This is a genomic window from Pseudomonas sp. T8 (assembly GCF_024610635.1).
In the GTDB taxonomy this organism is placed as follows: domain Bacteria; phylum Pseudomonadota; class Gammaproteobacteria; order Pseudomonadales; family Pseudomonadaceae; genus Aquipseudomonas; species Aquipseudomonas chlororaphis_I.
In genome coordinates this window covers 5,330,646-5,344,400 of sequence record NZ_CP102374.1, presented here as the reverse complement: position 1 = coordinate 5,344,400, position 13,755 = coordinate 5,330,646, and the positions used below count along the sequence as shown (strand labels likewise).

The 13,755-nt window shown below is 60.2% G+C and carries 9 protein-coding genes and 2 rRNA genes; 4 read left to right on the top strand and 7 right to left on the bottom strand.

All coding sequences use genetic code 11. From position 1 onward, the window contains the following. The first annotated feature begins 66 nt into the window (after positions 1 to 66). Positions 67 to 462: a hypothetical protein gene (locus tag NRG23_RS24205; protein ID WP_016703647.1), complete on the top strand. Its 396-nt coding sequence runs from the start codon at positions 67 to 69 to the stop codon at positions 460 to 462. Between the two features lie 33 nt (positions 463 to 495). Here NRG23_RS24205 and rimI read toward each other — a convergent pair whose 3' ends face one another. Both rimI and NRG23_RS24195 read right to left on the bottom strand, forming a co-directional pair. Next, on the bottom strand, positions 496 to 948 hold the full coding sequence (gene rimI / locus NRG23_RS24200) for a ribosomal protein S18-alanine N-acetyltransferase (protein WP_007930137.1): 453 nt from the start codon (positions 946 to 948) through the stop codon (positions 496 to 498). Continuing rightward, positions 941 to 1,726 carry a hypothetical protein gene (locus NRG23_RS24195; protein ID WP_028684162.1) on the bottom strand — a complete coding sequence of 262 codons (786 nt, stop codon included), beginning with the start codon at positions 1,724 to 1,726 and terminating at the stop codon, positions 941 to 943. Before NRG23_RS24195 ends, rimI begins: the two co-directional genes overlap by 8 nt. A gap of 181 nt (positions 1,727 to 1,907) precedes the next feature. Between NRG23_RS24195 and mksB the strand changes: the two genes are divergently transcribed. The 3 genes from mksB to mksF are packed head-to-tail and all read left to right on the top strand — an operon-like array spanning position 1,908 to position 6,725. After that, complete coding sequence (mksB, locus tag NRG23_RS24190) at positions 1,908 to 3,188, top strand: Mks condensin complex protein MksB (protein ID WP_038636868.1); 1,281 nt, start codon at positions 1,908 to 1,910, stop codon at positions 3,186 to 3,188. Further along, positions 3,178 to 3,885 carry an Mks condensin complex protein MksE gene (gene mksE, locus NRG23_RS24185; protein ID WP_016703649.1) on the top strand — a complete coding sequence of 236 codons (708 nt, stop codon included), beginning with the start codon at positions 3,178 to 3,180 and terminating at the stop codon, positions 3,883 to 3,885. Before mksB ends, mksE begins: the two co-directional genes overlap by 11 nt. Then, a complete protein-coding gene (mksF, locus tag NRG23_RS24180; RefSeq protein ID WP_009050871.1) occupies positions 3,882 to 6,725 on the top strand; it encodes an Mks condensin complex protein MksF in 2,844 nt (947 codons plus the stop codon). The genes mksE and mksF overlap by 4 nt, the downstream gene beginning before the upstream one ends. Positions 6,726 to 6,876: 151 nt before the next feature. Here mksF and NRG23_RS24175 read toward each other — a convergent pair whose 3' ends face one another. The 5 genes from NRG23_RS24175 to NRG23_RS24155 form a co-directional block, all read right to left on the bottom strand. Continuing rightward, complete coding sequence (locus NRG23_RS24175; RefSeq protein WP_081359751.1) at positions 6,877 to 9,180, bottom strand: PqiB family protein; 2,304 nt, start codon at positions 9,178 to 9,180, stop codon at positions 6,877 to 6,879. Next, complete coding sequence (locus NRG23_RS24170; protein ID WP_007930128.1) at positions 9,173 to 9,796, bottom strand: paraquat-inducible protein A; 624 nt, start codon at positions 9,794 to 9,796, stop codon at positions 9,173 to 9,175. Before NRG23_RS24170 ends, NRG23_RS24175 begins: the two co-directional genes overlap by 8 nt. Continuing rightward, complete coding sequence (locus NRG23_RS24165; protein ID WP_257372504.1) at positions 9,783 to 10,442, bottom strand: paraquat-inducible protein A; 660 nt, start codon at positions 10,440 to 10,442, stop codon at positions 9,783 to 9,785. Before NRG23_RS24165 ends, NRG23_RS24170 begins: the two co-directional genes overlap by 14 nt. A 149-nt stretch (positions 10,443 to 10,591) precedes the next feature. Continuing rightward, positions 10,592 to 10,707, bottom strand: a 5S ribosomal RNA gene (gene rrf, locus NRG23_RS24160). 147 nt (positions 10,708 to 10,854) lie between these two features. Then, positions 10,855 to 13,746 (bottom strand): 23S ribosomal RNA (locus NRG23_RS24155). Positions 13,747 to 13,755 lie beyond the last annotated feature (9 nt).

Here is a 13,755-nt window from a genome sequence, read left to right as displayed (position 1 = left end):
CACCCCTTTGAATCTTGCAGGGTCTGGTGGGTCCACTCTTTAAGCCCGAAAGTATGAGCAACCGTCATGACTGAATCACGACGTCCCTATGGTGCGCCTCAGCCCGAGCCCATCGACGACAACGAAGACCGCATGGGTTCCATGGAAGAGCTGGACTTCGATGAAGAAGAACCCGGCGCCAGGGTCGGCGACCCTGCTTCCAGCTCTGTGGAGCATCGTACTCCCCACCGGCACATCCATGGCTCCAGCCTGACCGGCAACGCCGACGAGGAGCCCAACGACGATGAGCTGACCCCGGAAAACCTGATCCGCGAAGACGGCGCCCGCTCCGCCCATGAAGCCGGTGAAGACCAGCCGGCCGACTGGGACCTGAGCATTGTCGATGAAGACGATATCGGCGGCGGCAATGGCCTGGACGAAGCAGAACTGGCCCATAGCGACCCGCTGGACGGCAAACCCTGACCCGTCTGCCCTACGTAACGGGTTGATACTTCGTCAATCGACCAGGGTGCAGGCCATCACCAGCGCATCTTCGCGCCCGCCTGTCGCCGGATAGTAATCCCGGCGACGGCCGACCTCGTTGAAACCGTAGCGCTCGTACAGCCGATAGGCGGTCTGGTTGCTGGAGCGCACCTCGAGGAAGCACTCACGCGCGTCTTTCTGGTAAGCACGCTTCATCAGCTCTTCCAGCAGGCGCAGGCCCAGGCCGCGGCCCTGGTTTTCCGGCTTGACGGTGATATTGAGCAGGTGGGCTTCGTCGATGATCACCTGGATCACCCCGTGGCCGACCTGCTGGCTGCCTTCGAACATCAGCCAGACTTCATAGGACTTCAGGGCGTCGGTGAAAATGCCGCGGGTCCAGGGATGGCTGAACGCCGCGTATTCGATTTTCAGGATGGCATCCAGATCCGCCTCGGTGGCCTGGCGGAACGATAAAGCGTCACTCATTGCTACTTTTCCAACGCGCCATCAGCCGACGCATGGCTTGCCAGACATCAGCCTTACGCTGTGGCTCTTCCATTAATAATTCCAGCCCGGGCAGCGCCCAGGCCGAGCCCAGGCCTTCGACCTGGAGTTCACGGTTGTAGGCTTGCGCATCGGCCTCGCCCGCGAAACGTACCGCCGGCAGGCCGATCAGCCATAGGCAGACGCAAGGTTCTTCTTCGACCCGCGCCCCGACAAAGGCCTGGACGAAATCCCGCGCTGCGTCCGGCCCCTGGTCGAGGTTGCCGCGGGTCAGCATCGGCCAGCGCACCGGCTCGGCGAGGATCTGCGGGCTGTCCGGCAGGCCGGCGGCGCGCAGCATGTCCTTGAGCAGCAGGTAGGCCGGGTCGCGGCTCTGGAAGGCTTCGCCTGTGGGTAACTCCACCAGCAGCAGGCAACGGCCGGCGCGCAGCAATTGCAAGGCGAAACGCGGTGGCGGCACGGGCGGGGCCTTGACCGGTGCCGGGGCCTCCTCCGCCTCCTCCACGGGCTTGCTGACCGGACGAACGGCAGCGCTGCCGGGACGCGGCACTTCGATTTTCGGTCGTTCGGCAGGCTTGGCCACAGGCTCGGCAACCGTTTTGGCCACAGGTGCAGGGGCTGCCGGGGCCTCGACCACGGGCTCGGCAATCACCAGCAACTCGGGACGGGACGGCGCCGCAAAGGGCAATTCGGTGCGCGGCAGCCAGCTGACCACCTGCATGGCGGACAGATAAGCGCGACGGCGGGACTCGATAAGCAAAGGTCGGCCACTTGTGGATAACTGAAGTGGGGGGATTCTACCGTCCTTCGTCGAAGATCGCCCGCAGTTGATTCGCCACAAAAAACGCCCGTCCAGCCCATGACAAGACCGAGGGGTGAATCGTCAGCCTTCCGATGCAGTACAATCGCCGCTTTTCATTGCCAACCAGCCGGCCATTCCGATGATCGAACCCAAGCGCGTGTTGCGCGCCCTCGCCGAACACTGGGCACTTCTGGAGCCACTGTGCGAGCACTTCGACCAAGGCACCCTGAGCCTCGCCGAACTGCGTTCACAGCTGGCCGCACAGCAAATTGACAGTACGCCACAGGACATTACCAGCCTGCTGGATGTATGGATCCGCCTGGATATCCTGGTTCCGGTGGCGAAAAGCCCGAACCGTTTCGAGCTCAACGCGCAGATCCACGACTTCCTCGCCTACCTGCGGCGCGAGCACCGCCTGGGCCTGTGCCTGGAAATCGAAGCCTACCTGCGCCACCTCGAGCGCCTGGCCGGTTATATCCAGGACGCCTTCGACATCCGCGACGGCCACGACCTGGCCCGCCAGCTGCGCCTGCTGGACATGCGCGTGCGCGATGTCCTGAAAAAGCTCGCCAACGACGAACAGGCCCTGGTGGCCGTCGCCGAGCGGGCCAAGACCAGCGACCGGCAGATTCCCCTGCGCCAGCGGTACGCCGAGGTACTGGCCACCTGGGACGAATACGTCGAACCGATGATCCAGCTGGTGAACGCCGACGGCGCCTTCGAGCAAGGCGTGCGCAAGGTCGAGAACGTGCTGCTGCGCATGCTCACCGAACAGCAGCGCCTGGGCCAGCTGGTGGACGACGACATGCTGCTGCGCACCCACGCGCGGATCCTGGAAATGCAGACCAGCGCCCAGCTGACCTTGCGTCACGCCCGGGAACTGCTGCTGCCGCTGCGGGAAGAAGCCCGCCGGCACAACGCCGTGACCCGTGGCGCGGCCCTGGCCCTGTCGGCCATCCGCCGCAAGGGCATCGACGCCGTGCCGCAAGCGGCCATGCCGCTGTTCACCCGACCGCAGAGCACCTTCCTCGGCAGCTCCGGCCAGGTCGAGGCCTATGTCTACGCCCTGGCCAGCTTCGAGCCGAAGCCGACGCGCTTCCCCAAGGCACACAAGAGCCACAAGGGCGGCGATGCGCCACGGGCGCCGCGCACGGTGCGCGAGATGCTCGACCGCTGCGAAGACGCGCTGCCGATGCCGGACCTGATGACCTGGCTGCTGGAGCAGGAACCGGACGGCGCCACCGACGAGCTGCTGTACTGGTTCTCCCGCCTGTCGCGGGAAAAACGCTTCAAGCGCGAGCGTCTGGAACGCCGCGACTACCACACCCACGAGCACCAGGTCAGCCTGCGCTCCTTCGCCCTGCTCTCGGCCCGCGATGACGTCACCGAGAATTCTGCGAGCACTCCCCATGCATCTTGATCTTTCCGAACTGTCCCAGCTGGCGCCGATCTTTCGCGAGCTGTTCAAGGGCTATCACATCAGCCGCCGTGACCCGGAGCTGTATTCCCAGCTGTCGAACTTCCAGGACCAGTACCGCACCCTGTTCAAGGCCCTGGGTTTCGAACTGGTGTGCGACACCCGCGGCTTCTACTACTTCGTGCCGGAGAACGCCGCCGCCCAGGTGAACAAGACCGCCCAGCGCCTGGCGCTGTTCACCTTCATCCTGGTGGAACACCTGGCCGACCAGGGCCGCGACCCGGTCGCCGTGCTCGACGGCGGCAGCCTCGCCCGCGACGAACTGCCGTCGTTGCTGGAGAAGTACCGCGACCTGTTCATCCAGGCCGAAGTACAGACCCATGAAGAACTGGAAGAAAAAATCATGCGGCGCATGACCCAACTGGGTTTTGCCGGCGAGGAGCCGGGCATCTACCGCTTCCTGCCGCCGATGCACCGCTTCCTCGACGTCTGCCTGTCGGTGCAGCAGGACCGTGACCTGGCCGCCAGCCTGCACAGCGTGCTGCCGTTGCCGACGCCGGTGCTGATCGACGAAGACAGCGACGAAAAACTGCTGCAGACCGACGATCCGCTGGACCTCAGCGAATTCGTCGAGTCCGAAGAAAGTGAAGAAGACGCACTGGCCCGCGCCATTGCCGAAGAACAGGAGCTCGACGCATGAGCAAGGAACGCTACGGCATCCGCCGCTTTGCCCTTTTGAACACCGCCGGCTACAGCCTGGGCCTGTTCCCGCTGGAAGAGCCGCTGTCGGTCTACGGCGCGAACAACCTGGGTAAGTCGGCTTCGATCAACGCCCTGCAATTCCCGATCCTGGCGCGCATGTCGGACATGAGCTTCGGCAAGTACAGCCTGGAACAATCGCGGCGCTTCTACTTCGCCACCGATACCAGCTACATCCTGGTGGAAGTGTCCCTGCCCCATGGCCCGCACGTGATCGGCGTGGCCGGACGCGGTCCGGGCGGCAGTTTCGGTCACCAGTTCTTCGCCTATGCCGGCTCGCTGGACCTGGCGCATTACCAGAAGGACGACACCTGCCTGCGACTGAAGGAGCTGTTCACCAACCTTGAGCGCCAGGGCCTGAAGGCTTATGAACTCAAGCCGGATGAACTGCGCCGCTTGCTGGTGGGCGGGCATACCTCGATTCCGCTGGACCTGACCCTGATCCCGCTGCGCTCCACCAGCGAACAGAGCCTGAAAACCTTCCGCGCGCTGTTCATCAACCTGCTGCACATGCGCGAAATCACCGCGGCCAAGCTCAAGCAACTGTTCCTCGACGCCTTCGAGCACAGCCTGCGCTCCGGCAGCGTCGACTACATCGCCGCCTGCGAAGAAGCCTTCCGTGATGTGCGCCGCATGGAGCAGGACTACAACTCGCTGGTGGCCGCAGGCCCCCTGGTGGAAGCCCTGGGCAACGGCGTGAAGCAGCGCGACATCCTGCGCGGCAAACTGCATCGCCTGTCACCGCTGCTCGATTCGCTGCTGGGCACCTGGTCCGACTACGCCAGTGCGCGCAAGGAAGAGCTGACCGTCCAGGCCGAGCACTACCGCAACGAACAGGACGCGCTGCAGAACGACCAGCGCAGCAGCACCCAGGAAATGATGCGCCTGGAACGGGAAATCACCGGCACCCAGCGCTGGCTCGGCGAACTCTCGGTGCTCAAGCATCGTTTCGCCCTGGTGGACGACGTCAAGGTCCTGGAGCAGCAACTGCTGGCGGCCAAGGATGCCCACGACGAACTGGCTGGCGCCCTGGCCCAGTCCCGGCAATTCTCCGCCGAGGACCTGGAAGAGCGCCTGCGCGACCTGGAAAAACGCCTGAAGTCGGTCAAGCAGCAGCTCGATAACGCCGACAACAACAGCTATGCGCGCCTGCGCGAGGAGTTCTCCCAGCAGGACGTCGAGCGCCTGATGCGCCTGTTCAACAGCCAATTGTTCAGCCTGCCGCTGGGCGAACACGGCATCGCCCTGGACGAGAACGGCGACTGGGTCAAATCCGTGGAGCTGATCCTCGATGGCTTCAAGGGCGAGCGCTTCGAAGTGCCGGGCCTGTCCATCGACATTTCCCACATCGAACCGCCGGCCTTGCAGGCCCTGGCGGACCGCGCAGCGCTGCGCGACCAGAAAGAGCGCCTGGACAAAGAACTCAAGCAGCTGAAAACCCAGGCCGCGGTGGCGGCCGACCGCGCCGCGAGCAAGACCCAGACCGAAGCGCTGTACCAGCAGGTGCTGGATGCGCAGAAAGCCCTGGAAGACTTCCGCCGCGCCCAGACCCTGAGCGCCGAGGAAGGCGAGAAGCTGGAACAACTGGCGCAGATGGAAGCCGCCCAGGACGAACTCAAGCGCTCCAGCGACGCCTTCACCGAACGCGTCCAGCAACTGTCGGCCAAGCTGCAACTGGTAGGCCGGCAGATCAGCGACATGGAAGCCAAGCAACGTACCCTCGACGACGCCCTGCGCCGTCGCCAGCTGTTGCCGGCGGACCTGCCGTTCGGCACACCGTTCATGGAGCCGGTGGACGACTCCATGGACAACCTGCTGCCCCTGCTCAACGACTACCAGGACAGCTGGCAGGGCCTGCAACGGGTCGATGGCCAGATCGAGGCGCTGTACGCCCAGGTGCGCCTCAAGGGCGTGGCCAAGTTCGACAGCGAAGACGACATGGAGCGCCGCCTGCAGTTGCTGATCAACGCCTATGCGCACCGCACCGACGAAGCCCTGACCCTGGGCAAGGCGCGTCGCGCGGCCGTCACCGATATCGCCCGGACCCTGCGCAACATCCGCAGCGACTACGACAGCCTCGAGCACCAGTTGGCGCTGTTCAACCGCGAGATCAACAAACGCCAGGTGTCCAACCTGCAGAGCTTCCGTATCGTCCTCGCGCCGAACAAGGAAGCCCTCAAGCACATCGACCAGATCATCCACAGCGCCGGCCAGTACGAGGAAGGCGAGACCCTGTCGGTGTTCGACCTGAGCCAGAGCGCCGAGCAGGACAACAAGAACGAAGAGGCCAAGGAATACCTGGCGCGCCTGGTAGCGGCCAACCACAACCAGTTGGGCCTCAAGGACCTGTTCGAGCTGGCGTTCGAGATCACCAAAGTCAATGGCCAGCCGGTGATCCACACCGATATCGATGGCGCAGCGTCCAACGGCACCACCATGACCATCAAGGCGCTGACCAACATGTACCTGTTGCTGCACTTGATGGATCGCGAGCAGGCCGGGCGCATTCGCCTGCCGTACTACCTCGACGAGGCCGCGGACATCGACGAGAAGAACCAGGCAGCGCTGCTGGAAACCAGCCTGCAACTGGGCTTCGTACCGATCCTGGCCAGTGTGAAACCGCAGGTGTCAGCCCAGGTCGCCATCGACCTGGAAGGCGGCAGCGGCCCGAACGGTATCTACATCGACGAGGCGGACTGGAAGTACATCCGCCGTCACGATCAGGTCAAGGCCACCCGGAACGTCGAGCCGGAAGCCGAAGCGGAGCTGGACGAGGTGTAACCCGCCCGAAGCCGTAAAACAAAAAGGCCGTGATCTTTCGATCACGGCCTTTTTTGCTTCTGTAGGAGCGAGCGGACGGAGATCCGGCTTGCCCGCGATAGCTATCTGACAGATGCATCGCTATCTCGGGCAAGCCTCGCTCCTACAAAAGCTACTTAGCCAATGGAATTTTCGGCGCCCAGGTCAGCCACTCGTCCTCGAATTTGTCGAACAACGGGAAGGTCTGCTCCGGCCGCGCCGGGCTGCCCATGCGCTCGCCATCCGGCGTGGCAAAGGCGATACCGCCCTGGATCAGGGTTTCCAGCGACTCGGTGCGAACCGTCGCGCCCTTGAACAGGCCGATGTCGATACCGAACCCGCTGCTGTTCCAGAAGCGCGTGCCGCCACGCACCAGCGGCGCGTACTTGGGCTCGATCAGGATATGGATCAGGACCCGGTCGGCGGTCTGGCCCAGCTCGTAGCCGGTAACCTTGCCCACCGTCACTTCACGGTAGGTCACCGGCACACCGACCTTCAGCGAACCACGCCGCGCCGCGCTCAGCACCAGGCTCAGGCCGGCCTCGGCGACCGCGGCTTCCGGTGGCTGGGGCAAGGCGACAAAGCTGGTTTGCGCACCGAGACTCTTCACCGCCGGCTGCACTTCGATGTACTGCCCGGTCACCAGGGTTTCCAGGTTGGCGGTCTTGATCAACCCGAGCTCCGGCTTCACCACCCAGAACTGGCTGCCAACCCGCGCGATACGCTCCGGCACCTCGGTGATCCGGGCCTTGAGCAGCACCGACTGCAGGTCGCCGCTCAGGTCGACGTCTTCGACCTTGCCGACATCCAGGCCCTTGAAGCGGATAGGCGTGCCCGAACGCAGGCCATCGGCACGATCGACCTTGATGCTGATCAGCGTGCCCTTCTGCGTCGCCTGCTCCTTGTCGGCATACAGGCGGAAACGTGGGATGCGCTTTTTCAGCGGCACATTGGGTTCCGGCGTGTCGAAGGCGATACCGCCGGCCATCAGGCTTTGCAGCGACTCGCTCTTGACCTGGATGCCGCCGGTCAGGCCACCGGTCAAGGTGACGCCGCTGGCGTTCCAGAAACGCGTCGAACCGTTTACCAGCCCTTCGTATTCCTTCTCGATGTGCACGCCGATGACCAACTGCTTGCGGGTCCGCGAGAATTGGTAGCTCTGCACCGAGCCGACCTTGACCTGCTTGTACAGAATCGGGCTGCCCACTTCCAGCGAACCGAGGTTTTCAGTAAACAGCACCAGGTGCAGGCCAGGGGAGCGCAGGTCCAGCGGCGGCGCCTTGGGCCGCGCCTCGAACTCGCGTTGCGGAGCGCCGCCCTTGTCACCGGGGCGCACCGCGATGTAGTTGCCCTTCACCAAGGCTTCCAGGCCGGTGATACCCGCCAGGGAAATCGAAGGCTTGACCACCCAGAACTGGGTGCCTTGCACCAGGTAATCCTCGGCCAATGGGTCCAGGGTCAGCTCCGCCGTGGCGCTGGACAGATCGGGGTCGACCTTGAGGGCCTTCAGGTTACCGACCTGGATCCCCTTGTACATGACTGGCGTGCGGCCTGCCTGGAGCCCTTCGAAGTCACTCAGCTTGACCTTGACCCGGATGCCCGCCTGCGCCGCGTCGAAGTCTTCGTAGAGACGGAACGGCAGGCTCGGGTCGGTCGGCGGGCTATCCCGGCGATTCTCTGGGGTAGCGAAGGCGATACCGCCGGCGACGATGCTGGCCAGGGATTCGCTACGTACTTTCACACCGGACAGGTTGGCGTCGATGCTGATGCCGCTGGCGTTCCAGAAACGCGTATGTTTGCGCACCAGATTGGCGTAGGTCGGCTCGATAAAGACTTTGATCTCGACCGTGTTCTGGTCTTCGGAGAGCAGGTAGCTTTTCACCTCACCCACCTGGATCTGTTTGTAGAACACCGGGCTACCGCGATTCAGCGAGCCCAGGCGATCCGCCTTGATAGTCAAATGCAGGCCCGGCTTGGCATCCGATAGCGGCGGTTCTTCGGCCAGCGCCTTGAACTTGCGCGCAGGCTCGCCCTCACCCGGGCTGATGGCGATGTAGTTACCCGAAACCAGCGTCTCCAGCCCAGTGATCCCGGCCAGGGTCACGCTCGGCTTGACCAGCCAGAAACGGGTACTGCTCTTCAGGTATTGCTGGACGTCCTTGTTCATCTCGACGGTGGCAATCACCCCTCTGGTGTTGCCTTCGTCATCCAGGGCCAGGGCCTTGACCTTGCCCACCGACATCCCTTTGTAGACCACCTCGGTCTTGTTGGCCTGGATGCCCTCGCCACTTTCAAAGCGCACCTGGACCTCGATACCGGTCTGGCTATAGGCACGCCAGCCCAACCATCCACCAATCACCAGCGCGATCAGGGGCAGGACCCAGATGGCCGACCAGTTCGAAGCCGGACGGGTTTTAGCTTTAGGCAAATCACTCATTGTCGTCGTCCGACTCCGTGTTATCCCAGATCAGTCGGGGATCAAAAGTTACTGCGGCGAGCATCGTCAGAATCACCACGCTGGCAAAGGCCACCGCACCGAGGTTGGCCTCGATGCTGGCAAGTCGACCGAAATTCACCACCGCCACCAGGATGGCGATCACAAAGATATCCAGCATCGACCAACGGCCGATGAACTCGATAAAGCGGTACATCCAAATGCGTTGCCGCGCCGATAACGGCTGGTGGCGCTGGACCGAAAACAGCAACAGGGCAATCCCCACCAGTTTGAAAGTGGGCACCAAAATACTGGCGATGAACACCACCGCGGCAATCGGGATCATGCCGTGCTGCACCAGTACGATCACCCCCGACATGATGGTGCTGGGATCACCCTGGCCGAGCGACGTGACCGTCATGATCGGCAGCACATTGGCCGGGATGTACAGGATTGCCGCGGTAATCAGCAGCGCCCAGGTACGCATGATGCTGTTGGGGCGACGAGCATGCACCAGGGCCCCGCAGCGGGTGCAGGTCTGCTCATCGGTATCGGGTTCCTGCCTGTTCAGCTCATGGCATTCGTTACAGACCAGAATGCCCGCATCAATTGCTCTCATGCGCATCCTCCCCCGCCAAGGCATCCCATATCTGATGGGGCGACATGACCACCTCCAGCCACACCTGAACCAATAACAAACTGACAAAACATACCAGCCCCAGGCCGACCGTCATGGCAGCCAGGTCCGCCAGCTTGACGATGGCGACCAATACGCCCATCAGGTAGACCTCGAGCATGCCCCAGTCCCGCAAGTGGTGGTAAATGCGGTACAGCAGCAGGCCGTAACTGCGACCTATGTCCAGGCGAATGCTCAGGAGTACGAGCAACTGGCAGACCAGCTTGAGCAGTGGAATACCCATGCTGCAGAGAAACACCACCACTGCCACGCCTTGCATATCGGTATTGAACAAACCGACGACGCCGCTCCACACGGTGTCCTCCGAGGATTGTCCGAGTAGATTGAGCTGCATGATGGGTAAAAAGTTCGCGGGGACATAGAGCAGTAGCGCGGCAATAACCAATGCCAGGCTGCGATCCACGACATTATGACGGTGTGCGTATAACTCATAACCACAGCGGGGACACTGGGCTTTTTCTCCGTGGGCCAGCTCTGGCTTGCGCATCAGCAAGTCGCATTCGTGGCAGGCCACCAGGTCATCCAGCGGCAACTCCGACAGCCCGGGGGCGTCAACCGTATCTGACATACAAGGCTCTGGCTCTGAAAAGGCGTGGAGCTATTCTAGAGGTCCGTCCCGAAAATAACTGTGCAAAATTGTTTGGAGATAAGAACCGTTTTTCTGCGCGCCAAAGACAAAACCCCAATTGCTTTCGCAATTGGGGTTTCGGAATTTAATCTTGACGATGACCTACTCTCACATGGGGAAACCCCACACTACCATCGGCGATGCATCGTTTCACTTCTGAGTTCGGGATGGGATCAGGTGGTTCCAATGCTCTATGGTCGTCAAGAAATTCGGTGTGCCGAGTCGTCTTTCGACGCTTCAGCAAATTGGGTATGTAATAGCTTTGTGGTGCTTTTGTGAGTAGTGCAAACTTTCGGTTCGTTTCGTCTTCACACACCGCAACTCGCTCTTAAGCAAATTGCTTGGGTGTTATATGGTCAAGCCTCACGGGCAATTAGTATTGGTTAGCTCAACGCCTCACAGCGCTTACACACCCAACCTATCAACGTCGTAGTCTTCGACGGCCCTTTAGGGAACTCAAGGTTCCAGTGAGATCTCATCTTGAGGCAAGTTTCCCGCTTAGATGCTTTCAGCGGTTATCTTTTCCGAACATAGCTACCCGGCAATGCCACTGGCGTGACAACCGGAACACCAGAGGTTCGTCCACTCCGGTCCTCTCGTACTAGGAGCAGCCCCTCTCAAATCTCAAACGTCCACGGCAGATAGGGACCGAACTGTCTCACGACGTTCTAAACCCAGCTCGCGTACCACTTTAAATGGCGAACAGCCATACCCTTGGGACCGGCTTCAGCCCCAGGATGTGATGAGCCGACATCGAGGTGCCAAACACCGCCGTCGATATGAACTCTTGGGCGGTATCAGCCTGTTATCCCCGGAGTACCTTTTATCCGTTGAGCGATGGCCCTTCCATACAGAACCACCGGATCACTAAGACCTACTTTCGTACCTGCTCGACGTGTCTGTCTCGCAGTCAAGCGCGCTTTTGCCTTTATACTCTACGACCGATTTCCGACCGGTCTGAGCGCACCTTCGTACTCCTCCGTTACTCTTTAGGAGGAGACCGCCCCAGTCAAACTACCCACCATACACTGTCCTCGATCCGGATAACGGACCTGAGTTAGAACCTCAAAGTTGCCAGGGTGGTATTTCAAGGATGGCTCCACGCGAACTGGCGTCCACGCTTCAAAGCCTCCCACCTATCCTACACAAGCAAATTCAAAGTCCAGTGCAAAGCTATAGTAAAGGTTCACGGGGTCTTTCCGTCTAGCCGCGGATACACTGCATCTTCACAGCGATTTCAATTTCACTGAGTCTCGGGTGGAGACAGCGCCGCCATCGTTACGCCATTCGTGCAGGTCGGAACTTACCCGACAAGGAATTTCGCTACCTTAGGACCGTTATAGTTACGGCCGCCGTTTACCGGGGCTTCGATCAAGAGCTTCGCGTTAGCTAACCCCATCAATTAACCTTCCGGCACCGGGCAGGCGTCACACCCTATACGTCCACTTTCGTGTTTGCAGAGTGCTGTGTTTTTAATAAACAGTCGCAGCGGCCTGGTATCTTCGACCGGCATGGGCTTACGGAGCAAGTCCTTCACCCTCACCGGCGCACCTTCTCCCGAAGTTACGGTGCCATTTTGCCTAGTTCCTTCACCCGAGTTCTCTCAAGCGCCTTGGTATTCTCTACCCAACCACCTGTGTCGGTTTGGGGTACGGTTCCTAGTTATCTGAAGCTTAGAAGCTTTTCTTGGAAGCATGGCATCAACCACTTCGTCACCTAAAAGGTAACTCGTCATCAGCTCTCGGCCTTAGAACCCCGGATTTACCTAAGATTCCAGCCTACCACCTTAAACTTGGACAACCAACGCCAAGCTGGCCTAGCCTTCTCCGTCCCTCCATCGCAATAACTAGAAGTACAGGAATATTAACCTGTTTTCCATCGACTACGCTTTTCAGCCTCGCCTTAGGGACCGACTAACCCTGCGTCGATTAACGTTGCGCAGGAAACCTTGGTCTTTCGGCGTGGGTGTTTTTCACACCCATTGTCGTTACTCATGTCAGCATTCGCACTTCTGATACCTCCAGCAAGCTTCTCAACTCACCTTCACAGGCTTACAGAACGCTCCTCTACCGCATCACTTACGTGATACCCGTAGCTTCGGTGTATGGTTTGAGCCCCGTTACATCTTCCGCGCAGGCCGACTCGACTAGTGAGCTATTACGCTTTCTTTAAAGGGTGGCTGCTTCTAAGCCAACCTCCTAGCTGTCTAAGCCTTCCCACATCGTTTCCCACTTAACCATAACTTTGGGACCTTAGCTGACGGTCTGGGTTGTTTCCCTTTTCACGACGGACGTTAGCACCCGCCGTGTGTCTCCCATGCTCGGCACTTGTAGGTATTCGGAGTTTGCATCGGTTTGGTAAGTCGGGATGACCCCCTAGCCGAAACAGTGCTCTACCCCCTACAGTGATACATGAGGCGCTACCTAAATAGCTTTCGAGGAGAACCAGCTATCTCCGAGCTTGATTAGCCTTTCACTCCGATCCACAGGTCATCCGCTAACTTTTCAACGGTAGTCGGTTCGGTCCTCCAGTCAGTGTTACCTAACCTTCAACCTGCCCATGGATAGATCGCCCGGTTTCGGGTCTATACCCAGCGACTAAACGCCCTATTAAGACTCGCTTTCGCTACGCCTCCCCTATTCGGTTAAGCTCGCCACTGAATATAAGTCGCTGACCCATTATACAAAAGGTACGCAGTCACAGAACAAAGTCTGCTCCCACTGCTTGTACGCATACGGTTTCAGGATCTATTTCACTCCCCTCTCCGGGGTTCTTTTCGCCTTTCCCTCACGGTACTAGTTCACTATCGGTCAGTCAGTAGTATTTAGCCTTGGAGGATGGTCCCCCCATATTCAGACAAAGTTTCTCGTGCTCCGTCCTACTCGATTTCATGACTAAGAGACTTTCGCGTACAGGGCTATCACCCACTATGGCCGCACTTTCCAGAGCGTTCCGCTAATCTCAAAGCCACTTAAGGGCTAGTCCCCGTTCGCTCGCCACTACTAAGGGAATCTCGGTTGATTTCTTTTCCTCAGGGTACTTAGATGTTTCAGTTCCCCTGGTTCGCCTCTTGCACCTATGTATTCAGTACAAGATAACCATCTTATGATGGCTGGGTTCCCCCATTCAGACATCTCCGGATCAAAGTCTGTTTGCCGACTCCCCGAAGCTTTTCGCAGGCTACCACGTCTTTCATCGCCTCTGACTGCCAAGGCATCCACCGTATGCGCTTCTTCACTTGACCATATAACCC

Coding starts and splice junctions, on each gene's coding strand:
- mksE (WP_016703649.1), top strand. CDS start 3,178: ATGCATCTTGATCTTTCCGAACTGTCCCAGCTGGCGCCGATCTTTCGC.
- NRG23_RS24165 (WP_257372504.1), bottom strand. CDS start 10,442: ATGTCAGATACGGTTGACGCCCCCGGGCTGTCGGAGTTGCCGCTGGAT.
- NRG23_RS24170 (WP_007930128.1), bottom strand. CDS start 9,796: ATGAGAGCAATTGATGCGGGCATTCTGGTCTGTAACGAATGCCATGAG.
- mksF (WP_009050871.1), top strand. CDS start 3,882: ATGAGCAAGGAACGCTACGGCATCCGCCGCTTTGCCCTTTTGAACACC.
- rimI (WP_007930137.1), bottom strand. CDS start 948: ATGAGTGACGCTTTATCGTTCCGCCAGGCCACCGAGGCGGATCTGGAT.
- NRG23_RS24175 (WP_081359751.1), bottom strand. CDS start 9,180: ATGAGTGATTTGCCTAAAGCTAAAACCCGTCCGGCTTCGAACTGGTCG.
- NRG23_RS24205 (WP_016703647.1), top strand. CDS start 67: ATGACTGAATCACGACGTCCCTATGGTGCGCCTCAGCCCGAGCCCATC.
- mksB (WP_038636868.1), top strand. CDS start 1,908: ATGATCGAACCCAAGCGCGTGTTGCGCGCCCTCGCCGAACACTGGGCA.